We start from the raw sequence: 24721 nt of genomic DNA, 5'->3' as shown, positions 1-24721 counted from the left end.
ATAACCACACTACATAGGCTCTGCCTTGCCTAAATACCAAACATACTACTGCAAATTTAACCTCGAAAGATAAACAGCCCTAGTGAAGTAAATTAGGTAAGCTACGAATATACGATGAAAAGAGAGGATTGCCAACGGCTATAGTAGAAATACTGCGCCGTTGGCTAAATCAGACCGGGAGGTCGATTATTGGTTGCCACCAACAATAGCGGCAACAGCAGCTAATTCAGCTGCTTCTTGGTGTTGTTGTTCTTCACGGTCAATTAAGTCCATTGAAGAGCTATCAACTAAACCTAGTTCAATTTCACGTAAAGCAACTACCGTTGGCTTATCGTTTTCAGGGTCTACTAGTGGAGTTTTACCACCAACAGCAATTTGGCGGGCACGACGAGCCGCAACTAAAATTAAGTCAAAACGATTACCAACTGCATCTACTGCATCTTCAACTGTTACGCGGGCCATCACAGCACTCCAAAAATAATTTAAATCAAAGACGTAGTTTACTGCAAGCAGCCACTTTCGCCAATAGCCAGTGTTCAATTTTTATCAGTTTTACTTGTCTAAGCCTGATTTAAATAGACTTAAATTATTTAAGCAGGCTATTTAGTAAAACTTGATGGCGTTCTTCTTGCGCTTTTAGGGTTAAGCGCTGAGCCATTACAATCATTTCTATGTCGCCAAGCGCGCTCTCAAAGTCATCATTAACAATTACATAGTCGTATTCGTTATAATGTGATGTTTCAGATTGTGCTTTTGCCATACGAGAGGCAATAACCTCAGCCGAATCTTGGCCACGATTATTTAAGCGTTGCTCTAATTCTTCTTTTGAAGGCGGTAGAATAAAAATAGTTTGTACGCTTGGCATAATTTTGCGCACTTGCTGAGCGCCTTGCCAATCAATATCTAAAAACACATCAATACCCGCATCAAGTTGCGACTCAATAGCTTGCTTTGATGTGCCGTAGTAATTATCGAATACTTGAGCCCATTCAAAAAAGTCATCTTTGGCAATAAGCGCTTTAAATTCGTCTGTAGATACAAAGTGATAATGCACGCCATTTTCTTCACCTGGGCGAGGGGCGCGAGTTGTATGTGATACAGATACTTTCATGTCAGCGTGTTTTTTTAATAACGCATTGATTAAGCTTGATTTACCAGCACCTGAAGGGGCTGATAAAATAAATAAGTTACCGCGAGTTTGTGCCATGCTTTTCTCTACCTAAAAATAAACAGGCTTGGATTACAAGTAAACCAAGCCTTTAATTAACTGCATTATACTTTAATTAGCTCACCTTGCTCAAGTTAGGCGTGCTCAAGTGAGCTATGCCCAAGTTGAAGCGGGAGTGTTAGACTTTAAATAAAATTGCAGTTTAAATTTATCAACAGAACTAGCCGCTAGATATAAGTATTTGATAAGGTGAAGTATCACCTAGTAAAGGAGCCTTTATGCTTAATAAAACCTTATTTACCGCACAACAAGTAAGAGACAATGAAGCTTTAGCGGCTAAAAACAGTCATTGTGATTTATTTACACTAATGCAGCGTGCAGGAGAGGCTGTATATAAGCAATGGCAGTTATTTGATGCGCAGCATACATTAGTCATTGTTGGCCATGGTAACAACGCTGGAGACGGTTACGTTGTAGCTAGGCTTATTATGCAATCAGGTAAAAAGGTAACAGTATGCGCTGCTGAACCCGAAAAAACATTAAAAGGTGATGCTGCAAAAGCGCAGCAGCTATGGATAGAAGCGGGTGGGGTGGTTTCTCATTTTACAAAAGATGCTCTTAATGAGTGCGATATCGTTATTGATGCGCTCCTTGGTACTGGGCTTAATAGCTCCGTGCGCGATAATTTTGCGAATATAATTAACGCTGTAAATAACAGTGGTAAGCCCGTAATAAGCATTGATACTCCATCAGGCATTGAAGCAAATACAGGACAGCCTTTAGGGTGCGCAGTACAAGCTACTTCAACCGTTACTTTTGTAGGTATAAAGCAAGGGCTCACAACGACGGCAGGTAAACAATATAGCGGTAAGTTAGTTTTTGATGATTTAGCAATTGGCGATGCGTTTACTTGTATAGCTCAATCATCAGGAACCTTGATAAATATTAATAGCTTTAAAGGAATTGCCACGCGGGCAATCAATAGTCACAAAGGCAGCCATGGCAAGCTTTTATGTGTTGGTGGCAATCAAGGTACTGCAGGTGCAATTAGGTTAAGTAGTGAAGCAGCTCTTAGAACGGGTGCTGGCATGGTAAGGGTGTATACACACGAAAGCTCAATAACGCCTATTAGTATTGGCAGACCAGAGCTTATGGTAAGCAGTAATAACTTACATCAAGCGCTAGAGTGGGCAAGCTGCGTTGTTATTGGCCCAGGGCTTGGGCAAGACGAGTGGGCACAACAAACATTCGATGAAGTAATGCAATATTGCCAAAACAATAAAATGCCATTGGTTATAGATGCAGACGCCCTTAATTTACTCGCTAAGCAAGCCTCATCGTATGTGTTAGAGCAATGCGTACTTACGCCACATCCAGGCGAAGCTTCGCGACTGCTAAGTGTTAGTACCAGCGACATAGAATCAGACCGCTTTAATTATGCCCGCCTTTGCGCCAAGCGCTATAACGCGACTTGTGTATTAAAAGGCGCAGGAACATTAATAGATAATGCCCAGCACACGTGGGTGTGTGAAGATGGCAACCCAGCACTTGCAGTTGGCGGCAGTGGCGACGTACTCACTGGTATTATTGGGGCATTACTTGCTCAAGGTTTAACTATTGATGAAGCAGCACGCTATGGTGTAACACTGCACGCTAAAGCCGGTGATATCGCAAGTGAGCGAGATGGGCAAAGGGGAATGCTACCCAGTGATTTATTCCCAGTTGTAAGAGAGTTAGTTAATAAAGTGACGTGAGTTTAAGCGTCACTTTATCTTGCTAATTATTAAGCTGTAGTAGATCCCATTGTGTACCATATAAATCTTCAAAAACCACTACGGTGCCATAGGGTTCTACTCTAGGCTCTTCGTTAAATGTAACGCCTTTAGAAAGCATTAAATTATAATCTCGCCAGAAATCATTAGTATGCAAAAATAAAAACACGCGACCACCTGTTTGATTACCAATAGCGCTAATTTGTTCGGGCGTTGTGGCTTTAGCAAGCAGTAGATTAGTTCTGCTCGAATTAGCTCCGTTTGAATTTGGAGGTGAAATTAATACCCAACGTTTACTATCACCTAAATCAGTATCCTCTACTAACTCAAAGTTGAGCTTTTGAGTATAAAACTCAATGGCATCGCCGTAGTCCTTAACAACTAATGCAATGCTGCCGATATGCTGTTGAACGTTAGTCATGTTTGGTTTACTCCGTACTATTAAATAAATGTGCTTTTTATCATATTTAGCAAACGATCAAGTAGGGTATATGCCCGCAGTATGTAATATGAATTAACTTACGAGTTCGTCTTCATCATCGGGTGGATCACCTGAGTCTTCTTTGCGTTTTCTTTGTTCTTGTTTTGCTTTTTGTACATTTTCGTATGTAGGTGGTGGGATAGGAATAATAGAAATAAGCGGAAAGAATGCTAAAAATAAATAAGCCCCCTTAGACATACTTTTACCCCACGTGACCATTTTGAGCATAGCCCAAACTACGAATGAAAATAACCCAGTCACAAGAGCAACAAAAACAAAGAAGATGAATATTTCGTTATTATTTAATAAATCCATTTAATATAAATCTTAGTTATACGTAACTTAGGTATGGGTATAAATTAAACAATATCAATGATTTTTATTCTAAAAAGCAAAAAACCAGCCGAAGCTGGTTTTTTATATAAGCGAGGTGGTTAAACGGTGATGTTTATTACATCATGCCGCCCATACCACCCATTCCGCCCATGCCACCCATATCAGGTGCACCAGCAGATTCGTCTTTAGGGATTTCAGCTACCATTGCTTCAGTAGTGATCATTAGACCCGCAATAGACCCTGCAAACTGTAGCGCAGAGCGTGTTACTTTAGTTGGATCTAGGATACCCATTTCAATCATGTCGTTGTATTCGCCAGTTGCTGCGTTGTAACCGTAGTTACCATCGCCGCCTTTAACTGCGTTAATTACAACTGATGCTTCGTCGCCTGCGTTAGTTACGATTTGACGAAGTGGTGCTTCCATCGCACGAAGTGCAACTTTAATACCGTGGTTTTGATCTTCGTTGTCGCCAACTAAATCAACTAGCTTGCTAGCAGCACGTACAAGTGCAACACCGCCGCCAGGTACTACGCCTTCTTCAACCGCTGCACGAGTTGCATTTAATGCATCTTCAACGCGGTCTTTTTTCTCTTTCATTTCGATTTCAGTAGCAGCACCTACTTTGATAACTGCAACACCGCCAGCTAGTTTAGCCATGCGCTCTTGAAGTTTTTCTTTATCGTAGTCAGATGTAGCTTCTTCAATTTGTGCTTTAATTTGAGAAACACGACCAGTAATACCCGCTTCTTCGCCAGCACCATCAATGATAGTTGTATCATCTTTAGTGATAATTACGCGTTTAGCTGTACCTAGGTCTTCAACTGTTGCTTTTTCAAGCTCTAAGCCGATTTCTTCAGAAATAACAGTACCGCCAGTTAATACAGCAATATCTTGTAGCATTGCTTTACGACGATCGCCAAAGCCAGGTGCTTTAACAGCTGATACTTTAACAATACCGCGCATGTTATTAACTACTAATGTAGCTAGTGCTTCGCCTTCAAGGTCTTCTGCAATGATTAGTAGTGGTTTACTTGCTTTAGCAACCGCTTCTAATGTTGGTAATAATTCACGGATGTTAGATATTTTTTTATCTACAAGTAGAATAAATGGGTTATCAAGCTCAACAGTGCCTTTTTCTGGGCTGTTGATAAAGTAAGGAGATAAGTAACCACGGTCAAACTGCATGCCTTCAACAACATCTAGTTCGTTTTCAAGTGATTGACCTTCTTCTACAGTAATAACACCACTGTTGCGGCCTACTTTTTCCATTGCTTGAGCAATGATATTACCAATCTCTTGATCAGAGTTAGCAGAAATAGTACCTACTTGTGCAATTGCTTTAGTATCAGAACAAGGAACAGATAACGCTTTAAGCTCTGCAACAGCAGCAATAACTGCTTTGTCGATGCCGCGCTTAAGATCCATTGGATTCATGCCTGCTGCAACAGCTTTAAGGCCTTCATTAACAATAGACTGTGCAAGTACTGTAGCGGTAGTTGTACCATCGCCGGCTGCATCATTTGCTTTAGATGCAACTTCTTTAACCATTTGTGCGCCCATGTTCTCAAACTTGTCTTCAAGTTCGATTTCTTTTGCTACAGATACACCATCTTTAGTGATAACTGGAGAGCCAAATGATTTGTCTAGTACAACGTTACGGCCTTTAGGACCTAATGTAACTTTTACTGCGTTTGCCAGGATGTTTACGCCAGTTAGCATTTTAGCGCGTGCGTCACCTGCAAAAAGTACTTCTTTTGCTGCCATGTTTTAAATTCCTCTAAATTCTTAAATGTTTATAAACGAAAAGTAGGTTTAGCCTACAATGCCTAAAATATTATCTTCACGCATGATCAGGTACTCTTGACCTTCGATCTTTTCAACTTTTTCAACATATGAGCCAAATAACACAGTGTCACCGGCTTTAACTTCTAACGCTCTCACGTCACCGTTATCTAAAACGCGACCATTACCTACGGCTACAACTTCTCCGCGAGTTGATTTTTCAGCTGCAGAGCCAGTTAATACAATACCGCCAGCAGATTTTGTTTCTTCTTCTAGACGTTTAACGATTACGCGATCTTGTAAAGGACGAATGTTCATGTTTTTTAGTTCTCCTAACAGTTTCTGAACAGTACAGAAAAAAGCTTTTCTAATTTGCATTCATTAATGGGGGTAGAGTGTAAAATTCCAAGAGAAAAAATGATAAATTTTTAATCTTTTCGCTCATATTCGCCATCAATAGTCGTTGGTCGTTCCATTTGCCCTTGCTCTCGTTCAGCATGTTGCTGCCCAGCAAACGGCGATGGCCCTTGTTGCCTACCTGCGCTCATTCTAACAGTTGCTTGGCTAGCAAGGCCTGCGGCCAGTTTGTTACGAATTGCAGGCGTTAATAATAGTAACCCAAACACGTCGGTCATAATGCCAGGGGTAAGTAATAATACCCCTGCAATTACAACGCATATTCCGGTAAATAGTTCTTTGGCTGGCATTTGCCCTTGCGCCATTTGCGCTTGTACGTTTTGCAGCGCACCCATACCTTGTGTTTTAACCATTTTGGCACCTAAAATCGCGGTAATAACAACAAGTGCAATTGTTGCAAATCCGCCAATCACATCGCTTACTTGAATCAGCAAAGCGATTTCGATAATAGGGATGATGATAAACAACACAAATAAAAATCTAAACATAGCGCTCTCTAAATAATGACACTCAAAAGAGTTGATGAAATATAAATGAGGGTGACTAGGTCTCTTTTCAAGGTTAGGGCATAGGTATAGTCATTTTACTGATATTTAAGCGTCTACACATTGTATCGGCTATCAGATACTATGAAGCTAGACACTGTCCAATAAGAATAGGTTCATAATGACTACGCATTTTAAAATGATTTTTACGACCTGCAAAGACGAAGCAGAAGCACGCAGCCTAGCAAGGGCGTTGGTAGAAAAAAAGCTAGCAGCTTGTGTAAATATTTTACCTAACATGGGCTCTATTTATATGTGGGAGGGCGAAGTAGCAGAAGCAACTGAAGCCAAGCTACTTATAAAAACAAAAGCAGATAAAATGAACGATGTGTTTTTAACAATAAAAGAGCTACATAGCTACGAAGTGCCGGAGATTCAGGTTGTAGAAGTTTCAACTGGTAATTTGGCGTATTTTAATTGGATGGACGAGGTACTGAATTAATGCGTTTTTTCTTTTTATTGTTGGTTACATTATTAACCGTACCCGTAAAGGCTGCAACTAATAATGTGCTTGGTGATCTACTTGGGCCTCCTCAACAGACTTTTTTACCTGTAGACCAAGCGTTTGTTTTTGATTTTGACCAACAAGGCAGTACCTTGTTTGTAGGTTGGGATATAGCGCCAGACTATTATTTATATAAAAAGAAAATAGAAATTATCGCCAAAGGTGCAAACATTCAAGTAGGCGACTCTGGCCGTGGCGAAATTATTGAAGATGAATTTTTTGGTAAAACAGAGGTTTTTTTTAATTCCGCGAGTGTTATTAGTAAGCTAAGTAATGTAACCGAAGGCGCTGTGGTTAAAGTTCGTTACCAAGGCTGTGCAAAAGCAGGGCTTTGCTATCCACCAGAAGTAATTAGCATCCCACTTAGTGTTATTAGTGGTGCACAGGTTAAAAATGTAGACCAAAATAACACTACAGATGAAGCAGCAACTGCGCAAAGTACATTTGCAGCACTCAACGAGCCAGCTACTGAACCTACAACAAATTCGGATGATACCGAAAAAGACCTTACTTTTACTGAGCAATTAGCAAGTCAGGGCTTAATAACTAATTTACTTATATTTTTTGTTGTTGGTGTAGGCCTTGCTTTTACGCCTTGCGTATTTCCAATGTTTCCTATTTTGTCGAGCTTAATTGCGGGTCAGCAAAACCTTTCAACTAAAAAAGCGTTTGCGTTGTCGTTTGTATATATACAAGGCATGGCAGTTACCTATGCAGCGTTTGGTTTAGTTGTTGCGGCGCTTGGTGGGCAAGTGCAGGGGTATTTACAGCATCCATTTGTATTAGTTAGCTTTAGTTTACTATTTGTATTATTGGCTATGTCGATGTTTGGTTGGTACGAAATAAAACTGCCAAGCAGTATGATGAGCAAGCTAACTCAGGTAAGTAACAATCAAAAAGGCGGCAACTACGTTGGCGTATTTTTAATGGGCGTACTGTCGGGGCTAATTGCATCACCATGTACTACAGCGCCACTGTCGGCGGCACTCTTATTTGTTGCGCAAAGTGGTGATTACTTAGTAGGTGGTTTAACACTATACGTGCTTAGTTTAGGTATGGGGTTACCACTTTTATTACTTGGTACATCTGGCGGTAAATTGCTGCCTAAAGCAGGTGGTTGGATGGAGCAAGTTAAAACCTTGTTTGGTTTTGTGATGCTCGTTGTGCCGCTTATATTACTTGAACGCCTAATCAGCGCCGACATTATATTATTAATGGCAGGTGTGCTTGCATTAGCAACGGCACTTTACCTACATCACTGGCAAAGTAGCCAAACACAAAGCAAGTTAAAAACTGCATTATGGTTTGCTGCAACGCTATTAGTTATGACAGGGTTTACGTTAACTAAAAACTACTTTTGGCCAGTACAAGCTGTGCAAGTAAGCACACAAAGTAATGAGTTTAAAAAGGTGGCGGATTTAGCTGAGCTAAAAGAGGCCGTAGCGCAAGCGAGTAATGAAGGTCGAATGGTTATGGTCGACTTATATGCTGACTGGTGTGTGGCGTGTAAAGAGTTTGAGCATTACACGTTTCCAGATGCCAAAGTGCAAAGTGAATTTAGCCATTATCAGCTAATTCAAGTTGATTTAACTAACAGTGACAATAAAACAATTGAGTTAATGGAAGAGTACACCGTGTTTGGTTTACCTAGTATTTTGTTTTTTAACACCCAAGGTAAAGAGCTAACTACACAACGTGTAACCGGCTTTTTAAACGCAGAAGATTTTGCTAAACACCTTGCTACAGTGCGCGCCAGCGCACAATAATAGTGCAATAGAGCCACTTGGATATACCAAGTGGCTTACGACTCCCTCCTAGTTATTCGTTCCCAAAATAGAGATTGGACCAGTATTTTGCTGCTATTTACATCGAAATCACTATAATAGTTGGTTAACGTGAGAATTTGTTGCTACATTACTTTTTTCTGCTTACTTAAAAGCGAAAAACTACTTAGCAACCGCTTAACTCATTACTTATAGGATATATCGCGTATTATGGCTGCAAAATTTAACCTTTTAGTTATAAATGGTCCAAATTTGAACATGCTTGGCAAACGTGAACCGGATAAATACGGTTTTCAAACGCTAAGTGAAATTATGAGCGAACTAACCAGTGCCGCTGATAGTCTAGATGTTGAGTTAGCACATTTTCAAAGTAATAGTGAGCAAGCCCTCATTGAGCGAATACACAGTGCTTGGCAAGCGGTTGATTACATAATAATTAACCCTGCTGCATTTACGCATACAAGCGTTGCATTACGTGATGCATTGCTAAGTGTTGATATTCCGTTTTTTGAAGTGCACTTAAGTAATGTGCACGCACGTGAAGCCTTTCGTCATCATTCGTATTTTTCTGATGTGGCACAAGGCGTGATATGTGGATTAGGTGCAATGGGTTACCACGCAGCATTAAATGCCGCTGTGAGCCGGTTGAAAAACTCGATTTAATTTTAAATTAACACACAAACAAACAGGCGGGTCGTGTAATGGATATTCGCAAGATAAAGAAGCTTATCGAATTAGTAGAAGAATCAGGTATTGCTGAGCTAGAAATCACTGAAGGTGAAGAATCAGTACGTATTAACCGTAACAACATGAGCGCAGGCCCTGGTTACCCGCAATTTGCTCCACAGCAATATGCACCGGCGCCAGCAGCCCCAGCTCCAGTTGCAGCAGCTCCTGTAGCAGTTGAAGCAGCAGCTCCAGCAGAACCTACTGGCCATCAAGTTAAATCACCAATGGTTGGATCTTTCTATGCAGCAGCGTCTCCTGAAGCTCCAGCGTATGTAGAAGTTGGTCAGCAAGTTAAAGTTGGCGATACGCTTTGTATTATCGAAGCTATGAAAATGATGAACCAAATTGAGTCAGATAAAGCCGGTACAGTAAGAGCTATCTTAGCTGAAAATGGCGAGCCAATAGAATTTGATCAACCTCTATTCATCATTGAATAATAGCGTAACCTAAAAGGCCAACTCTAATGTTAGATAAAGTAGTCATTGCAAACCGAGGTGAAATTGCACTTCGTATATTGCGCGCCTGCAAAGAGCTTGGGATCAAAACGGTTGCTGTGCATTCAACGGCGGATCGCGATCTTAAGCATGTATTGCTTGCAGATGAAACCATCTGTATTGGTAGACCATCAGCAACTGAAAGTTATTTAGATATCCCGCGCATTATTGCTGCGGCTGAAATAACTGACGCTGTAGCGATTCATCCAGGTTACGGTTTCCTTGCAGAAAACGCTGATTTTGCCGACCAAGTTGAGCAAAGTGGTTTTGTATTTATTGGTCCAAAAGGTGACACTATTCGCCTTATGGGTGATAAAGTTTCTGCTATTTCAGCAATGCGTAAAGCAGGCGTTCCATGTGTACCAGGGTCTGATGGTCCGGTATCAGATGATAAAGAACGTAACATGCAAATCGCTAAACGAATCGGTTACCCGGTAATCATCAAAGCCGCTGGTGGCGGTGGTGGTCGTGGTATGCGTGTTGTTCGTAGCGAATCTGAACTTATTGATTCAATTGCATTAACACAGCAAGAAGCTAAGCAGTTCTTTGGTAATAGCATGGTTTACATGGAGAAATTCCTTGAAAACCCACGCCATATCGAAGTTCAAGTATTAGCAGATGGCCAAGGTAATGCAGTACATTTAGGTGAACGTGATTGTTCTATGCAACGTCGTCACCAAAAAGTAGTTGAAGAAGCACCAGCGCCAGGTATTACTGCAGAAACACGTAAATTTATTGGTGAACGCTGTACACGTGCATGTATCGAAATCGGTTACCGCGGTGCAGGCACGTTTGAGTTTTTATACGAAAACGGCGAGTTTTACTTCATCGAAATGAATACACGTATTCAGGTTGAACACCCTGTAACTGAAATGGTTACTGGTATTGATTTAATCAAAGAGCAGTTAAAAATTGCTGCGGGTCAACCATTATCATTCACGCAAGACGACGTTGTTATTCGTGGTCATGCTATTGAGTGTCGTATTAATGCTGAAGACCCTGAAACGTTTATCCCTTCACCGGGTAAAATTACACGTTTCCATCCTGCTGGTGGCTTAGGTATTCGTTGGGACAGCCATATTTACGCTGACTATACGGTTCCACCACATTACGATTCAATGATTGGTAAGTTAATCACTTACGGTGAAAACCGTGACGTAGCTATTGCCCGCGCGCGCAATGCACTTAACGAGCTAGTAATTGACGGAATTAAAACTAATACTCCTTTGCATAAGAGAATTCTTGCAGATGAAAACTTCCAAAATGGTGGTACTAACATCCACTATCTTGAGAAGAAATTAGGATTGTAATTCTAGCCTGTAAAAAGGCGTTTTATCTTAGTTAATAACCCGAGTTATTAAGCTGATTTAAATAATTAAAAATCCGATATCAGGAGACTGATATCGGATTTTTTAATGCCTGTAATTTAAGTTTTATAGGCAAAAAAAAGTCCATAAAATATACTGCAAAGAGTAAATTCGATGGACTCAATATTTATACAATATGTTGAACTAACATTAAACTAATTTAGATTCAATTAACTGCAGTGCTTCTTCTAAAATTGTTTCTACTGCTTTTTTAGCGCGTTCAGGGTCGCGTGACTTTATGGTCTCTAAAATATCAGCGTGCTTAGCAACGTCTGCGCCCGGTACACCTTTAATGTGGTTTGTATAACGAATACTTACTCTAAGGGCTGTACTAATAAACTCAGTTAACTGCACAAAAAAGCGATTGTTACTGGCAACTAATATGCTGGTATGAAAAGCAATGTCGGCTTCTAATGGGTCGTCTAAGCCTTCGTCTGCTTCAGCCATACGGGCTAAGGCGCTATCTATATCAGCGAGTTGTTCAGCAGTTGCATTTAGTGCTGCAAGAGCGGCCGCTTGTGGTTCAAGGGCTACGCGTACTTGAGTAAACTCTTTTAATAACGACAGTGATGGCTTACTGCTTAAAATCCAACGTAGTACGTCGGTATCAAACATGTTCCAGCTACTTTCAGGTAATACACGAATACCTTGCTTAGGACGCGATGAAATTAACCCTTTAGCAGAGAGCATTTTTACCGCTTCGCGGGTAGCGCTGCGACTTACATCATACTTTATACATAAATCGGCTTCAGAAGGCAGGCCTTCGCTTACAGGGTAAACACCACGCACAATAGCAAAACCCAAATCGTGGGTTAATTGTTGTGTTAAATTTTGACGGGGTTGGCTTTTCATTGCGCAGGATTCCGAGTTGATATATTGCTTTATTATATATCATATATCATATTAATGTACTCAAGGATATGATATAAACTTTTAATTAGCTAAATATTTTAACACAGCAATAACGACTTAGTTTGGCTCTTTATACTGTAAATGTAAGTTTATAAAGAGTTTAAATAAAATTGAAAATGCGCTGTATGGAGAGTTGAATTTGAACACCCTAGCTCAATATCATAGTCTTTCTGGTAAAGTTATTTTTATTACAGGCGGTGCATCAGGCATTGGTAGAGCAATGGTTAAATCCTTTGTAAACCAAAATGCAAAAGTAGCATTTATAGATATTGATGATAAGGCAGCGCAATCGCTTATTCGTGATTTACCCAATGCAAAACTATGGTATAGGCAAGTTGATGTAACTGACTCTCATGCACTTCAGCAATCACTTGTGGATGCATGCGCCGCTTTTGGTGCCATTAATGTACTAGTTAATAATGTAGCGAACGATCGCCGTCAAGCAAGCGAAGACGTTACAGTGCAAGACTGGGATCAGTGCTTACAAATAAACTTAAACCCTGCATTTTTTGCCTCTCAAGTTGCTATGTCTTTTATGAAGGGCGATGGAGCGGGCAGTATCATTAACTTTAGTTCTATTAACGCTATTATGGGGCAACCTCAAATGGCAGGCTATGTAACCGCAAAAGCAGGCCTAATTGGTATGACTAAGGCACTGGCTCGCGATTACGGCGAGTTTGGTATTCGCGTTAACGCTATTTTACCAGGGTGGGTGGCTACCGACCGTCAACTAGCAAGCTGGTTTACCGAAGAAGAGCAAGTTAAGTGGATGGAAGCCATGGCGCTTAAAAAATTAGTAACTCCTGAAGATGTTGCTAATTTGGCACTCTTTTTAGCCGCCGATGAAAGCAGTATGATCACCGGGCAAAGTATTAAAATTGACGGTGGGAGGCTTTAAAGCTTGGCTACTTCATCTCTTTTTATTGCTGTTGACTGGGGCACGAGCCATTTACGCGCTTATTTGTGCGAAGTACGAGCGCAATCAACACTTAAATTATTAGCACAACGTGATGGCCCAGGTGTTGTTAAAGCAAATCAAAATTTTGAGCAAACCCTAATCGACACCATTGAGGTGTGGAAGCAAGAATATGGAAGCTTACCTATATATATTGCAGGACAAATTACCTCAAGCATCGGCTGGCACGAAACACCTTATTTAGAATGCCCAATTAATCCCGAAGGGTTACTTAATGCTGCTGTTAGCTTTGATTGCGATGGACATATTATTAAAGCGTTACCTGGCACAAAGTGTACGCTGCAAAATGGCTTGTTTGATGTAATGCGCGGTGAAGAGCTGCAAATTTTAGGGTTTTTAAAGCAAAACCCAGAGTATCAACAAGGTAAAATATTACTCTGTTTGCCTGGCACACATACCAAATGGGTGCTTATAAACAATGGCGAAATCATTTGCTTTAAAACAGCCATGACCGGTGAGTTATATGATTTGTTATGTCATCAAAGTGTTTTAATTCCTAACGACTGTGCAGAAGGTGAGTTTGACTTTAAAGCATTTGAGCAAGGCTGTGAGCTAACTTTAGGTAGTGATAGCGGTAACTTGGCACATGGTATTTTTAGTGTGCGTACCCGCCAGCTTTCAAAGGAGTTAACGCCAGTACAAGCTAAAGCCTATTTGTCGGGTGTATTAATTGGCAGCGATGTACGAGCAGCTCGCCACGCTAGTGAATGGCAATTATTAAGTGATACACAAGTTGTGGTGATTGGCACAAAGCAGCTGAATAAGTGTTTTACTACGGCGCTTAACCAAATAGGTGTGAAGTGTGTTGAGTTTGATATTAAAACAGCGACGCTTAGTGGCTTTAATTATTTATTTAATTTAGAGTCAAAAAAATAAACCCCTTTATAACGGTTAAATTATAAAGGGGTTAACAGGAAGCTATTATAACTTGATAGTTAAGCGCTTTTAGCTGCTTGGTTATGCTCAATATAATCATTAAGCGCAGCAACTTGCGCCTCATTAAAACGTAGTCCTAATTTACTGCGGCGCCATAAAATATTGTATGCGTTTTCTGCCCACTCTTCATTTAGCAAGTAATCTACTTCTGCTGCAAATAAACCATGGCCAAAATCCTGGCCTAAATCACTCAGCCCAGTTGCACTACCTAAAATATGTTTAGCACGAGTACCATAAGTGCGTACAAAGCGTTTAAGTGTTATTTCAGGTAGCCATTCGTATTTTGCTTTTAGCTCTGATTTAAGTGCTTCTACAGAGCTAAAATCACCACCAGGGAGCGGACTATGTTTGGTCCACGCATTGCTCATTTGCGGATAAAAATCTTCAAGCTTATTAACCGCAGCTTCGGCAAGTTTGCGATAAGTTGTAATTTTTCCGCCAAACACACTCAGTAGAGGTGTTTGCTTAGCATCACTCGAAAGCTCTAATTTATAATCGCGAGTAACGGCTTGTGCATTAACTGATTCGTCATCAAGTAATGGGCGTACACCAGAAAAGGTATGTACTATGTCTTCGCGTTTAATCGGTTGTTTAAAGTAGGTATTAGTAATATCAATTAAGTAATCAATTTCTTCATCACTAATTTTAACGTCTTGTGCTTCACCTTTGTGCTCAACATCAGTCGTGCCAATAAGTGAGTAATCATCTTCAAACGGAATAACAAACACAATACGCTGATCTTTATTTTGTAAAATATAAGCTTGTTTTTCATCGTGAATACGAGGCACTACAATGTGGCTACCTTTTACAAGGCGAATATTTTGTGGTGATTTTTCTGTTAGTGCTTCGTCAAATAATTTAGCAACCCAAGGACCCGCAGCATTAACAATCCCTTTGGCAGAAATGGTGTATTTAGCTTTACTCTTTTGCTGCTCAAGCGTTACCTGCCATTTACCTTGCTCACGTTTAGCATGTACACACTTAGTTTGCGTAGTAATAACAGCACCTTTTTGCTGCGCTGCTAGGGCGTTTAAAACGACTAGGCGAGAGTCATCAACCCAGCCATCTGAGTATTCAAAACCTTTAGTAATAGAGGGTTCTAAAACGCTATTTTCACCAAATTTAATGCTTCGAGAACCCGCTAGTGTTTCGCGTTTTGCTAGGTTGTCATACATAAACAAGCCAATACGAATCATCCACGCAGGGCGGAGGTGTTTTTGATGCGGCAATCTAAAGGTTAGCGGCCACATAATATGAGGTGCGTTTTTAAGTAGCACTTCACGCTCTGCTAGCGCTTCTTTTACTAATCTAAATTCGTAATGCTCAAGGTAGCGCAGACCGCCGTGGATCAGCTTAGAACTGTTTGAAGATGTTGCACAGGCAAGGTCTGATTGTTCGCACAATAGAACTTTTAACCCTCTGCCAGCTGCATCAGCTGCTATTCCAGTGCCGTTTACACCGCCACCGATGACTAGTAAGTCATATTCGTTATCTGCTAATTCCACCGAGCTAACCTTTTTATTTGTAATATAAATAAGACATAAACATCATAAAGCTGCTGTTTTCATTTGACAATAGAAAACCCAGTTTTTTATTCGTTAATTTTGACGCCAATTCATTTTCAATTTAAAGCAGTAAAACATGCCTTTTAAATCTAGCATTTAGCTAAGTTAAAAAAGCAAAGTGGCTAAAGTACTGGCCTTAACCACTTAGTATTTACTGCGGGCAGTTTTTATTCGTTAAGCAGACTTGAGCTACGCAGTGCTGCCATTTTGCGTATAGATCGTTACGCTCGTCGGCACTCATGGTGGGCTCAAAGCGACGGTCGCATGTCCACATTTTAGATAACTGTTCAGTTGACTCGTACACACCTGCTTGCAAGCCTGCTAAATAAGCGACCCCTAAAGAGGTGGTTTCGGTCACTGTTGGTCGCTCAACTGTTGCACCTAAAATATTTGATAAAAAGGTCATAACCCAATTATTTTTTACCATACCGCCATCTACACGAAGCACACTTGGGCGAAGGCCATCACGCTCCATCGCTTTTTGTAAATCTTTGGTCTGGTAGCCAACTGATTGCAGCGCTGCAGCAACAATAGTGCTAATACCAGAGTCGCGTGTTAGCCCTAAAATAGCGCCACGTGCATTAGGGTCCCAATAAGGAGCGCCTAAACCAGTAAACGAAGGCACTAAAAATACACCATGATCGAGCGGTACATCTTTAACCATCGACTCACTTTCGCCAGCATGGCTAAGTAGTTTTAAGCCTTCAACAATCCACTGCATAGTTGCGCCAGCCATAAATATACTGCCTTCAATGGCGTAAGTTGGCTTGCCGTTTAATCTATAAGCAACAGTGGTCAGTAAGCGGTTTTCTGAGGTCAGTGCTTTTTCGCCAGTGTTAAGCATTAAAAAACAGCCAGTACCGTAAGTACTTTTAGCCATGCCTTGTTCAAAACATGCGTGTCCTACAAGCGCAGCTTGTTGATCGCCTGCAATACCACAAACACGAATTGGCGCGCCAAAAATGTCAGCGCTGGTTGAACCAAACTCGTCAGCTGAATCCATTACTTCTGGCAGCATAGATTCTGGAATATCGAATAACTCTAAAAGCTCTTGATCCCACTGCTGGGTATGAATATTAAATAACATGGTGCGCGATGCATTGGTTGCATCGGTTCGGTGCTCTTTACCGCCAGTTAGCTGCCAAAGTAGGTAAGTGTCAACCGTACCGAAGGCGAGTTCGCCTGCAAGGGCTTGTTCGCGTGCGCCTTCAACGTTATCTAAAATCCAACGAACTTTAGTGGCCGAAAAATAAGGGTCGAGTAATAAGCCTGTTTTATCGCTTATTGTTTGGCAAAGCTCATCAGTTGTTAGGCTTTCGCAATAGTCACTGGTGCGACGGTCTTGCCATACAATAGCGTTATAAATTGTTTTGCCTGTTTTTTTGTTCCATACCAAAGTGGTTTCGCGCTGATTGGTGATACCAATGGCAATAATTTCTTCAGGCTTTACATCGTTTTTAGTTAACACTTCGCGACTAGTGCTAAGCACTGTTTGCCAAATATCGTTAGGGTCGTGTTCTACCCAACCATTTTGTGGAAAATGCTGCGAAAATTCTTGTTGTGCTGTACCAAAAACGTCTGCATCTTTTGTAAACAAGATGGCCCGAGAGCTTGTGGTTCCTTGATCAATTGAGAGTATGTATTTGGACATGATATTTGTGTTATTTATCTTATCTTATATATGACTAGATTGCCTTTAACCGAAGTTAATGGCAATGGTTTTTTCTTAAAATAGCAGATTAAAAAATAAACACGCTGATATTTGCTGGTAACTCTTTTATATAAAAGGCGTTTTATTTTTGCATTATTTTAAGGGCGTATGCGGCTATTGATTAAAATAACCGCTTAAAGCTTATTATTACTTGGTGTGAGGTTTAGCTTGTTGCCAATCCATACCGGTAGAAAAGCGATTATCAAACCCGCGCCACTGTGGCAGCGGCTTACCATCAACAACAGCTTGGTCGCCGTTTTGTGGTAAATCTAAGTATTTACACTCGCTGGCTATGCCTTTTACGTGGCAATCCATCATGGCAAGTACAAAGTGTTTGTTGGTCTCGTTTAGTGTGCGCATAGACCACGAAGGCTCGTAGTAATGGCCTATATCTAGCTCACTGCTGCTTTGTGCAATAGCAGGGGCTGGGTGTGGTGCAATATTATGGCGTGCATTTTTGTAAGTAAGCATGTACTTATATTTGCTGCCTGTTTGTTCATAAAGACTTTTAATGCCTTCATAGCCTGAAATGTCATCTAAGTCACCAGCTACATAAAGCGAAGGTACTTTAATATTTTCCATTGCTTTGGCATCAAATATAGCGTGCTGTCCGCCCCACGGTGCAAAGGCCACCATCGCTTTTATACGAGGGTCTATTTTTGGGTTTTGGTATTGTCCACCAGCGCAGCTGTTTAGTAATTGCTGTACTTTTTTAATTTGAGCTGGGTCTTTCATACCCGTAAACATAGCCGTAGTTTGCTCATTAAAAGCGTAACAACCACCTATCGTATTTACCGCGCCATAGCCACCCATTGAGTAACCAATTACACCTGCGCTTTTGTTATCTATCTGCTTGCTGGCAAAGTTGTTTTGCTCATTAAAGTAATTAATTACAAACTGCTGATCGCGTGAGCGATTTATAAGCGTGCTAAAAAAGCCAGAAAACGGTGCGTTTTCAAAATCAACATCGGCATTGGTTGAGTCAGTATGGTCAATAGCTACCACAATGTAACCGTGCGACGCTAAATGCTCGCCAAGGTAGTACATAATTGTACGGTAACCGGTATAACCGTGCGAAAGCACTATCACAGGGTAGTGCTCTTTATTATTAATGGCGACATCACGCATTGCATCGGCTTGCAAAGTAAACTCTTTACCTGAGCGAGTTTCATCTGTGTAGCTGCTAAGTGGCGCTTTTGCTGTATTTGCAGCCGGATACCACACCTCTACTTTTAAAGGACGATCTTTTTGACCTTGTGTAGCGGGGTCAAATTGCGCAGGGTTAACTAAATCAAGTGTTTGCACACCTATATTGTAGCTACCTTTAGCTGCAAGCTCTGGCAGTACTTCGCTAGTGAGTGGCGGGTATAGCTGCTCTGGTTTATTAGATTCAGCAACAGCTACACTGGCAGATAAACTGCACGTTGCAAGTAATATGGCTTTTGAAAGCGCCTTGAGTGTGTGTGTCATTGTGTGTCCTTGTTGTGTATTTTTATTTTTTAATTAGTCAGTTCAGCCGACTCGACGACATTGCTATATTGCAACTGCCACTGTGCTCGCAAGGTATCCATTATGTTCATAACTCGTAAGCTAGTACTGAGGGGCAACACGCTGCTTTGAGTTTGTTTTTGTAATATACACTGCGTGACATGTGCAATTTCAAACTTAAAGTTTTCATCGTCGCTAAAGTCGTATTCAAGGTACTGAGGGTCTTGGTCTTTTATGTGTAGCTCTAGCGTTTGTGCACCTACAAACTGAGGTATTCGAATATAGCCAAGCTCACCATTAATACATGCTTCTGTGGGGCCACTTTGTTGTAATGCGCTGGCAAGAGATGCAAATTGCCCGTTACCGTAATCAACTATAGCAGTGCTTCGCTCATCAACGCCGGTTGTGCTTTTATGTACAAAGGAGTTGATGTGTTCAGGGGCTTTATTAAATACCACATCAGCAATCGAAATAGGATAAATACCTAAATCGAGCAGGGCGCCACCCGCTGTTACAGGGTTCATTAATCGGTGAGTGTCGGCAAAGCTGCCAGGTAAACTAAAGTTGGCATTAACACTGTGCACATTACCAATAACACCTTCACTTAGGAGCTGTTGTAATTTTACTATGGCTGGTAAAAACCGCATCCAAACGCCTTCCATTAAAAAGCAGTTTTGTTGCTTGGCAAGCTCAGTGAGACTTTGCAACTGCTTAGCATTAACGGTGATTGGTTTTTCGCTTAGCACGTGCTTATTGTGTTTTAAGCATTGGGCTATCGTTTTAAAGTGTTGATCGTGGGTATTGGCAATATAAATAGCATCTATATTTGGGCATTGCACAAGAGCTTGATAGCTTTCATAGCCTTGAATATTGTACGGTGTGGCAAATTCTTTAGCGCGCTGTATACTCGTTGATGCCGCGCCAATAAGCTGTGCGTCACTGCAATGCGCAATGCTTGTAGCAAAGGTGTGAGCTATATTGCCACACCCAATAATTCCCCAATTAACCTTTGCCATGCTTATTCCTTAAGTTTATTTAAAAAGACGTAATTTGTAATCCTGAACCCGCTGAACATACGTAAATATCAGCATTTAAATTAAAGCGTTCAAAGTAATGCTTTTCTACCGCTGCTTTAATTAGTGGTACTTCCGCATCACGACATAAACATACAATTGCGCCACCAAAACCACCCCCTGTCATACGAACTGCGCCACGCTCGCCCATCGCTTCTTTACAAATTTCTACTAAGCCATCGGTTGCAGGTACGGTTACTTCAAAGTCGTGTTTAAGTGATTGATGCGATGCAGCCATTAGCGTACGAAGTGCATCCATATCGTTATTTTGTAGTGCAGTAGTTGCTGCAATTACACGGTCGTTTTCGCTAATTACGTGGTGTGCACGTTTATATTCGTTTTCGCTTAATGTCGCTTTTACTGCTTGCAGGGCAGTCATGGTTGCTTGGCGAAGTGTTTCTACACCCATTTTTACAGCAGCTTGTTCGCAGTCAATACGGCGCTGGTTGTATTCGCTATCAACTAATTTACGCGGGTAGTTAGAGTTAACAATAACAATATTTAAATCATCAGGAACTTTAACTGATTTAGTTGCGAGGTTTTCACAATCAATTAATAGCGCATGCCCGTTTTCGCCTTTAGCTGAAATAAGCTGATCCATAATGCCGCATTGGCAATGCATAAAGTCGTTTTCGGCTTCTTGGCCAAATAGCGCAATTTGCTCTGGCGGTAAACCAAGCTGTGCAATATGGTTAAACATACCGCCTACAGCAACTTCTAGTGCGGCCGATGACGACAAGCCACTACCTTGCGGTAAGTTGCTGTCAATAAGTAGGTCGGCGCCACGCAGTGTGTAGCCCGCTCTTTTAAGAACATAAGTAACAGCACGAATGTAGTTACCCCATTGCGACTGGCCTTCAGTGATTTCTTCATCAACACTAAAGCTGTCTTTTTCGCCTGGGTAATTTAAAGAATGCACAGTAATAATATTGTCGTCGCGCTCTTTAAACATCACTTGGGTACGAAACTCTAACGAACACGGTAAAACAAAACCGTCGTTGTAGTCGGTAAATTCGCCAATAAGGTTTACACGCCCCGGTGCTGCAGCAATACCTTGAGCAGGCGCGCCATACAGTGACAAAAATTGTTGTTGGAATTCGTTAAGCTTCATCTGTGTGTCCTGCTGTATCTTTATAGTGTGTTGTACTGGCTGCTTTTAAAATAGAAGCAGCGGTTTCTGCGCTTAAATCGCGTTGGCTTTCGCCTAGCATTTCGTAGCCTACCATGTGTTTTTTAACAGTAGCAGAGCGAAGTAGCGGCGGATAAAAATGGGCATGCAAACGCCAATGTTGCTCATCAGAGCCCCTATTAGCCGGTGCATTGTGCCAACCCATTGAGTATGGGAAGCTGCAATTAAATACGTTGTCGTACTTAGTGGTTAATACTTTAAGTGCCTGGGCCAAAGAGTCGGTTTGCGCATCGTTTAGCTGGCTAAAGTTTTGAATGTTATCTTTAGTTACTAGCATTGTTTCAAACGGCCACGCTGCCCAAAATGGCACAACAACAAGCCAATGTTCGTTTTCAAATACAACACGTGTTTGATCTGCTTGCTCTTTTTGCGCGTAATCGGCAAGCATGGCTGTGCCATGCTTTTTATAATAGCTAAGCTGCTGGTTATCTTCTGCTTCTATTTCGGTTGATAAATGCGAGTGAGCCCATACTTGGCCGTGAGGATGAGGTTGCGAACAACCCATTATCTCGCCTTTATTTTCAAAAACTTGTACGCATTCGTACTGCTGTGCAAGCTCTGTGTAATTTTGTTTCCAGGTTTTTACTACTTCGTGCAATGCGTTTTGGCTAAGCTCTGGTAGTGTTTTATTATGCTCTGGCGAAAAACAAATTACGCGGCATTCGCCACTGGCTTCGTCGGCAATAAATAAATCGCTGTCTGATTCTAAGCTTTGTAATTGCTCGCTGGCATTAGGTGTGAGTGCACCAAAGTCATTTCTAAATACGTGTGTGTATTTATAATCTGGGTTACTGTCGCCATTTGCACGGGTATTACTTGGGCAAAGTGGGCAGCTTTCATCGTGTTTTGGTAATACGTTTTCGTTAACGGCTTCTGTTGCGCCTAACCATGGGCGGTTATTACGATGTGGTGAAACTAATACCCAACGACCCGTTAGCGGATTTTTACGTCTGTGAGTACTTTCTAATAAAGCCATGTTAACTCTCCAACCCACTTGGGTAATTAGTTTGCCAGCGCCATGTGTCGTTTGTCATGTCGCTAAGTGTTAGTTCTGCGTGCCAGTTAAGTGTGTTTTGCGCTTTTGTGGCATCGGCGTAGTTACAGGCAATATCACCTGCTCGGCGCGGTGCAATCTTATACGGAATATCTCTATTGGCTGATGCGCTAAATGCGTTGATCATATCAAGCACAGAATAACCTTGCCCTGTGCCTAAGTTGTAAGCATGAAATGCGGTATCTGTTTTATGCTGCATAAATGCCGCAACATGACCTTTAGCTAAATCTAAAACATGAATATAGTCGCGCACACCTGTGCCATCTTCGGTGTCGTAGTCGTCACCAAAAATATTAACCACGTCACGTTTACCTACTGCAGTTTGGGCAATAAATGGCATTAAGTTATTAGGAATACCATTAGGGCTTTCACCTAATAAACCACTTGGGTGTGCACCTACTGGGTTAAAGTAACGAAGCGCAATACCCATAAATTGACTGTTGGCATTACATACGTCTTGCATGGCTTGTTCAACCATGACTTTAGTCCAACCATAAGGGTTCGTTGCGCGTATAGGGTGCTTTTCGTCAATAGGGAGGTAGTCTGGCTCGCCGTATACTGTAGCCGATGAGCTAAATATAATATGGTTAACGCCTTCATCTTGCATGTTTTGTAGCATGCTTAATGTGCCCGACACGTTATTTTGATAATAACGCAGCGGTTGCTCGGTAGATTCGCCAACGGCTTTTAAAGCTGCAAAGTGAAAAACAGCTTCGGCTTTAGTGTGTTTTAGAGCGAGCTTAAACTGTTGCTCGTCTTGAATGTCGCCCAAAATAAACTCAAACCGAGTACCCGTAATCTTTTCGAGTTGGTCAAGTACCCGCGCACTTGCATTAGACAAGTTATCATAAATAACAGGCGTAATACCTGCTTCATGCAATGCAATACATGTGTGGCTACCTATGTAACCCATGCCGCCAGTAACTAAAACTTTCATGTTATTTCTCGAAAAGTGTATTTATATGATAAATACTACTATTAAGGTGGTTTAAAAACAATAGTTATGATTGCTGAGTAATTCAAATAAAAGCATAAAAAATATTCAGCTTAAACACTCATCTGCCTTTTAAAGGAATGCTTTTATATTAACTAACATAGGCTTAGCTTTATCAATTAATTCTATAAACTGATTCAACTATTGGCCTAATTATCAGCAGTAAGTCGGGGTGCTAATATAGCGAAAATAAAGTAAGGAGAGATCAACATGAACAAAACAATTTTACTTACCGGCGCAACCGATGGTATTGGGCTAGAAACTGCAAAGATGTTATTAGCACAAGGTCATACCGTATTATTACATGGCCGCAGCCAAGCAAAGCTCAATGCGCTACAAGTAGCTTTAACCGAGCAATACCCAAATGCAAGTACACATACTTATATTGCTGATTTAAGCGATATGAGCCAAGTTCAAACTTTGGCAAAAAATGTATTAGCCGATTTGGCCGAAAATAATAACCAGCTTGACGTACTTATTAATAATGCAGGCGTTTATCAATTAGTTGATGCTACAACAATTGACGGCCTTGATGCCCGCTTTGTTGTAAACACGATTGCGCCATATCTTCTTACAAAACTATTATTACCTGTCCTTGGTCATGATTCGCGAGTGGTTAATGTGTCATCAGCTGCGCAATCAAGCGTTAACTTAAATGCACTTATAGGTAACACTGAACTTTCTGATAGTGCGGCTTATACACAAAGTAAATTGGCTATTACTATGTGGTCGCGTCATTTAGGGCTTGAGCTTAAAGATACTGGACCATTAGTTGTATCGGTAAACCCTAAATCTTTACTGGGAAGCAAAATGGTAAAAGACGCTTACGGTATAGATGGTGGGGATTTAAAAATTGGCGCAGATATTTTTTGTCGCGCAGCGCTTAGTGATGAATTTAAAGGTGCCGCAGGCCTGTATTTTGATAACGATACAGGACGCTTTGCTCCTCCTCATGTTGATGCACTTAATAATGCTAAAAATCAACAACTAGTAGATACGTTAGACAGTATTTTAGCACAGCTTAAATTAGGTAAAGCATAATGAAAAATCATGTTACCTGGACAGTACAAGGCCAAATTAAAGAAGGTAAATACGATGAGTTTTTACTGGTAATGGCACAATTAGTTACTTTGGCTAAAAGTGAAGCGGGCACTTTAATGTATGAGTGGACAGTAAGTGAAGACAAGCGCAATGTACATATTTACGAGCGTTACCAAGATGAAGATGCTGCTAAAGCGCATCTTGCTGGTTGGGGCGAAAGTGGCCCACTATTTTTAAGCGTAGTTGATATGGATAAAGTAACGGTATTTAGTCAATTATCTGAAGAGTTTGCACAAGCCTTTGCAGGCCCAAGCAGTATATTTATGAAACCTGTGGGTGGCTTGGTAAAGTTTTAGAGAAAATACCCATTGTTGATCTAAAGAGCTCACCTCATCAGTGAG

25 protein-coding genes are annotated in these 24721 nt (G+C 41.1%); 10 read left to right on the top strand and 15 right to left on the bottom strand.

All coding sequences use genetic code 11. The features are described from left to right. Window positions 1–186 precede the first annotated feature (186 nt). Both rpoZ and gmk read right to left on the bottom strand, forming a co-directional pair. Window positions 187–462, bottom strand: a complete 276-nt coding sequence (rpoZ, locus tag H5161_RS12045; RefSeq protein ID WP_002958829.1) for a DNA-directed RNA polymerase subunit omega — start codon at window positions 460–462, stop codon at window positions 187–189. 124 nt (window positions 463–586) lie between these two features. Beyond that, on the bottom strand, window positions 587–1207 hold the full coding sequence (gene gmk / locus H5161_RS12040; protein WP_182695900.1) for a guanylate kinase: 621 nt from the start codon (window positions 1205–1207) through the stop codon (window positions 587–589). A 239-nt stretch (window positions 1208–1446) separates the two neighbouring features. On the opposite strand from gmk, the gene H5161_RS12035 reads away from it, so the two are divergent. Beyond that, window positions 1447–2922 carry an NAD(P)H-hydrate dehydratase gene (locus H5161_RS12035; protein ID WP_182769399.1) on the top strand — a complete coding sequence of 492 codons (1476 nt, stop codon included), beginning with the start codon at window positions 1447–1449 and terminating at the stop codon, window positions 2920–2922. 22 nt (window positions 2923–2944) lie between these two features. Here the strand turns inward: H5161_RS12035 and H5161_RS12030 are convergent, their stop codons facing one another. The 5 genes from H5161_RS12030 to H5161_RS12010 form a co-directional block, all read right to left on the bottom strand. Continuing rightward, window positions 2945–3361: a VOC family protein gene (locus H5161_RS12030; RefSeq protein WP_182769398.1), complete on the bottom strand. Its 417-nt coding sequence runs from the start codon at window positions 3359–3361 to the stop codon at window positions 2945–2947. 93 nt (window positions 3362–3454) lie between these two features. Then, entirely contained in the window at window positions 3455–3736 is a 282-nt protein-coding gene (locus H5161_RS12025) for a hypothetical protein (RefSeq protein WP_024596674.1), read from the bottom strand. Window positions 3737–3872: 136 nt separating this feature from the next. Continuing rightward, window positions 3873–5522, bottom strand: coding sequence for a chaperonin GroEL (groL, locus tag H5161_RS12020; protein ID WP_002958835.1), 1650 nt, complete (start codon window positions 5520–5522; stop codon window positions 3873–3875). 48 nt (window positions 5523–5570) lie between these two features. Then, a complete protein-coding gene (locus tag H5161_RS12015; protein ID WP_002958836.1) occupies window positions 5571–5858 on the bottom strand; it encodes a co-chaperone GroES in 288 nt (95 codons plus the stop codon). Between the two features lie 110 nt (window positions 5859–5968). Continuing rightward, on the bottom strand, window positions 5969–6445 hold the full coding sequence (locus H5161_RS12010) for an FxsA family protein (protein ID WP_002958838.1): 477 nt from the start codon (window positions 6443–6445) through the stop codon (window positions 5969–5971). Between the two features lie 178 nt (window positions 6446–6623). Here H5161_RS12010 and cutA point away from each other — a divergent pair, with 178 nt between their 5' ends. From cutA to accC, 5 genes are all read left to right on the top strand, one after another. Further along, window positions 6624–6944: a divalent-cation tolerance protein CutA gene (gene cutA / locus H5161_RS12005; protein WP_002958839.1), complete on the top strand. Its 321-nt coding sequence runs from the start codon at window positions 6624–6626 to the stop codon at window positions 6942–6944. Then, entirely contained in the window at window positions 6944–8773 is a 1830-nt protein-coding gene (locus H5161_RS12000) for a protein-disulfide reductase DsbD (RefSeq protein WP_182769397.1), read from the top strand. Before cutA ends, H5161_RS12000 begins: the two co-directional genes overlap by 1 nt. Window positions 8774–9001: 228 nt before the next feature. Continuing rightward, window positions 9002–9454 (top strand): type II 3-dehydroquinate dehydratase, encoded by a 453-nt coding sequence (gene aroQ / locus H5161_RS11995; protein ID WP_002958841.1) that lies wholly within the window; start codon window positions 9002–9004, stop codon window positions 9452–9454. A 38-nt stretch (window positions 9455–9492) separates the two neighbouring features. Beyond that, window positions 9493–9957, top strand: a complete 465-nt coding sequence (accB, locus tag H5161_RS11990; RefSeq protein WP_002958842.1) for an acetyl-CoA carboxylase biotin carboxyl carrier protein — start codon at window positions 9493–9495, stop codon at window positions 9955–9957. A 26-nt stretch (window positions 9958–9983) separates the two neighbouring features. Then, complete coding sequence (accC, locus tag H5161_RS11985; protein ID WP_002958843.1) at window positions 9984–11324, top strand: acetyl-CoA carboxylase biotin carboxylase subunit; 1341 nt, start codon at window positions 9984–9986, stop codon at window positions 11322–11324. Window positions 11325–11531: 207 nt separating this feature from the next. Here the strand turns inward: accC and H5161_RS11980 are convergent, their stop codons facing one another. Continuing rightward, window positions 11532–12233: a FadR/GntR family transcriptional regulator gene (locus H5161_RS11980; RefSeq protein WP_024596672.1), complete on the bottom strand. Its 702-nt coding sequence runs from the start codon at window positions 12231–12233 to the stop codon at window positions 11532–11534. Between the two features lie 199 nt (window positions 12234–12432). Between H5161_RS11980 and H5161_RS11975 the strand changes: the two genes are divergently transcribed. Continuing rightward, window positions 12433–13191: an SDR family NAD(P)-dependent oxidoreductase gene (locus H5161_RS11975; protein ID WP_002958845.1), complete on the top strand. Its 759-nt coding sequence runs from the start codon at window positions 12433–12435 to the stop codon at window positions 13189–13191. Between the two features lie 3 nt (window positions 13192–13194). Further along, the gene (locus H5161_RS11970) at window positions 13195–14145 is read left to right on the top strand and encodes a 2-dehydro-3-deoxygalactonokinase (RefSeq protein ID WP_182692713.1); all 951 of its coding nucleotides are present in this window, start codon (window positions 13195–13197) and stop codon (window positions 14143–14145) included. A 59-nt stretch (window positions 14146–14204) separates the two neighbouring features. On the opposite strand, the gene glpD is transcribed toward H5161_RS11970, so the two are convergent. The 7 genes from glpD to galE all read right to left on the bottom strand — a co-directional run bounded on the left by glpD (window position 14205) and on the right by galE (window position 23222). After that, on the bottom strand, window positions 14205–15710 hold the full coding sequence (gene glpD / locus H5161_RS11965) for a glycerol-3-phosphate dehydrogenase (protein ID WP_182769396.1): 1506 nt from the start codon (window positions 15708–15710) through the stop codon (window positions 14205–14207). A 211-nt stretch (window positions 15711–15921) separates the two neighbouring features. Then, window positions 15922–17421, bottom strand: a complete 1500-nt coding sequence (gene glpK, locus H5161_RS11960; RefSeq protein WP_033013631.1) for a glycerol kinase GlpK — start codon at window positions 17419–17421, stop codon at window positions 15922–15924. A 207-nt stretch (window positions 17422–17628) separates the two neighbouring features. After that, window positions 17629–18951: a dienelactone hydrolase family protein gene (locus H5161_RS11955; protein WP_182749049.1), complete on the bottom strand. Its 1323-nt coding sequence runs from the start codon at window positions 18949–18951 to the stop codon at window positions 17629–17631. Between the two features lie 29 nt (window positions 18952–18980). Continuing rightward, complete coding sequence (locus H5161_RS11950; protein ID WP_182749050.1) at window positions 18981–19985, bottom strand: Gfo/Idh/MocA family protein; 1005 nt, start codon at window positions 19983–19985, stop codon at window positions 18981–18983. Window positions 19986–20004: 19 nt separating this feature from the next. Further along, on the bottom strand, window positions 20005–21153 hold the full coding sequence (galK, locus tag H5161_RS11945; protein WP_165723685.1) for a galactokinase: 1149 nt from the start codon (window positions 21151–21153) through the stop codon (window positions 20005–20007). Beyond that, a complete protein-coding gene (locus tag H5161_RS11940) occupies window positions 21143–22207 on the bottom strand; it encodes a UDP-glucose--hexose-1-phosphate uridylyltransferase (protein ID WP_182769395.1) in 1065 nt (354 codons plus the stop codon). Before H5161_RS11940 ends, galK begins: the two co-directional genes overlap by 11 nt. A gap of 1 nt (window position 22208) precedes the next feature. Next, window positions 22209–23222 carry a UDP-glucose 4-epimerase GalE gene (gene galE, locus H5161_RS11935; protein ID WP_182733781.1) on the bottom strand — a complete coding sequence of 338 codons (1014 nt, stop codon included), beginning with the start codon at window positions 23220–23222 and terminating at the stop codon, window positions 22209–22211. Window positions 23223–23489: 267 nt separating this feature from the next. Between galE and H5161_RS11930 the strand changes: the two genes are divergently transcribed. Next, on the top strand, window positions 23490–24320 hold the full coding sequence (locus tag H5161_RS11930) for an SDR family NAD(P)-dependent oxidoreductase (protein WP_182769394.1): 831 nt from the start codon (window positions 23490–23492) through the stop codon (window positions 24318–24320). Continuing rightward, entirely contained in the window at window positions 24320–24676 is a 357-nt protein-coding gene (locus H5161_RS11925) for a putative quinol monooxygenase (RefSeq protein WP_182769393.1), read from the top strand. Before H5161_RS11930 ends, H5161_RS11925 begins: the two co-directional genes overlap by 1 nt. Window positions 24677–24721: the final 45 nt, after the last annotated feature.

This window comes from Pseudoalteromonas sp. SG43-5 (genome assembly GCF_014164345.1).
Taxonomy (GTDB): Bacteria; Pseudomonadota; Gammaproteobacteria; order Enterobacterales; family Alteromonadaceae; genus Pseudoalteromonas; species Pseudoalteromonas distincta.
The sequence above is the reverse complement of the archived record's forward strand: the minus strand, read 5'-3'. Positions and strand labels throughout refer to the sequence as shown.

Coding starts and splice junctions, on each gene's coding strand:
- rpoZ (WP_002958829.1), bottom strand. CDS start 462: ATGGCCCGCGTAACAGTTGAAGATGCAGTAGATGCAGTTGGTAATCGT.
- gmk (WP_182695900.1), bottom strand. CDS start 1,207: ATGGCACAAACTCGCGGTAACTTATTTATTTTATCAGCCCCTTCAGGT.
- H5161_RS12035 (WP_182769399.1), top strand. CDS start 1,447: ATGCTTAATAAAACCTTATTTACCGCACAACAAGTAAGAGACAATGAA.
- H5161_RS12030 (WP_182769398.1), bottom strand. CDS start 3,361: ATGACTAACGTTCAACAGCATATCGGCAGCATTGCATTAGTTGTTAAG.
- H5161_RS12025 (WP_024596674.1), bottom strand. CDS start 3,736: ATGGATTTATTAAATAATAACGAAATATTCATCTTCTTTGTTTTTGTT.
- groL (WP_002958835.1), bottom strand. CDS start 5,522: ATGGCAGCAAAAGAAGTACTTTTTGCAGGTGACGCACGCGCTAAAATG.
- H5161_RS12015 (WP_002958836.1), bottom strand. CDS start 5,858: ATGAACATTCGTCCTTTACAAGATCGCGTAATCGTTAAACGTCTAGAA.
- H5161_RS12010 (WP_002958838.1), bottom strand. CDS start 6,445: ATGTTTAGATTTTTATTTGTGTTGTTTATCATCATCCCTATTATCGAA.
- cutA (WP_002958839.1), top strand. CDS start 6,624: ATGACTACGCATTTTAAAATGATTTTTACGACCTGCAAAGACGAAGCA.
- H5161_RS12000 (WP_182769397.1), top strand. CDS start 6,944: ATGCGTTTTTTCTTTTTATTGTTGGTTACATTATTAACCGTACCCGTA.
- aroQ (WP_002958841.1), top strand. CDS start 9,002: ATGGCTGCAAAATTTAACCTTTTAGTTATAAATGGTCCAAATTTGAAC.
- accB (WP_002958842.1), top strand. CDS start 9,493: ATGGATATTCGCAAGATAAAGAAGCTTATCGAATTAGTAGAAGAATCA.
- accC (WP_002958843.1), top strand. CDS start 9,984: ATGTTAGATAAAGTAGTCATTGCAAACCGAGGTGAAATTGCACTTCGT.
- H5161_RS11980 (WP_024596672.1), bottom strand. CDS start 12,233: ATGAAAAGCCAACCCCGTCAAAATTTAACACAACAATTAACCCACGAT.
- glpK (WP_033013631.1), bottom strand. CDS start 17,421: ATGTCCAAATACATACTCTCAATTGATCAAGGAACCACAAGCTCTCGG.
- H5161_RS11955 (WP_182749049.1), bottom strand. CDS start 18,951: ATGACACACACACTCAAGGCGCTTTCAAAAGCCATATTACTTGCAACG.
- H5161_RS11950 (WP_182749050.1), bottom strand. CDS start 19,985: ATGGCAAAGGTTAATTGGGGAATTATTGGGTGTGGCAATATAGCTCAC.
- galK (WP_165723685.1), bottom strand. CDS start 21,153: ATGAAGCTTAACGAATTCCAACAACAATTTTTGTCACTGTATGGCGCG.
- H5161_RS11940 (WP_182769395.1), bottom strand. CDS start 22,207: ATGGCTTTATTAGAAAGTACTCACAGACGTAAAAATCCGCTAACGGGT.
- galE (WP_182733781.1), bottom strand. CDS start 23,222: ATGAAAGTTTTAGTTACTGGCGGCATGGGTTACATAGGTAGCCACACA.
- H5161_RS11930 (WP_182769394.1), top strand. CDS start 23,490: ATGAACAAAACAATTTTACTTACCGGCGCAACCGATGGTATTGGGCTA.
- H5161_RS11925 (WP_182769393.1), top strand. CDS start 24,320: ATGAAAAATCATGTTACCTGGACAGTACAAGGCCAAATTAAAGAAGGT.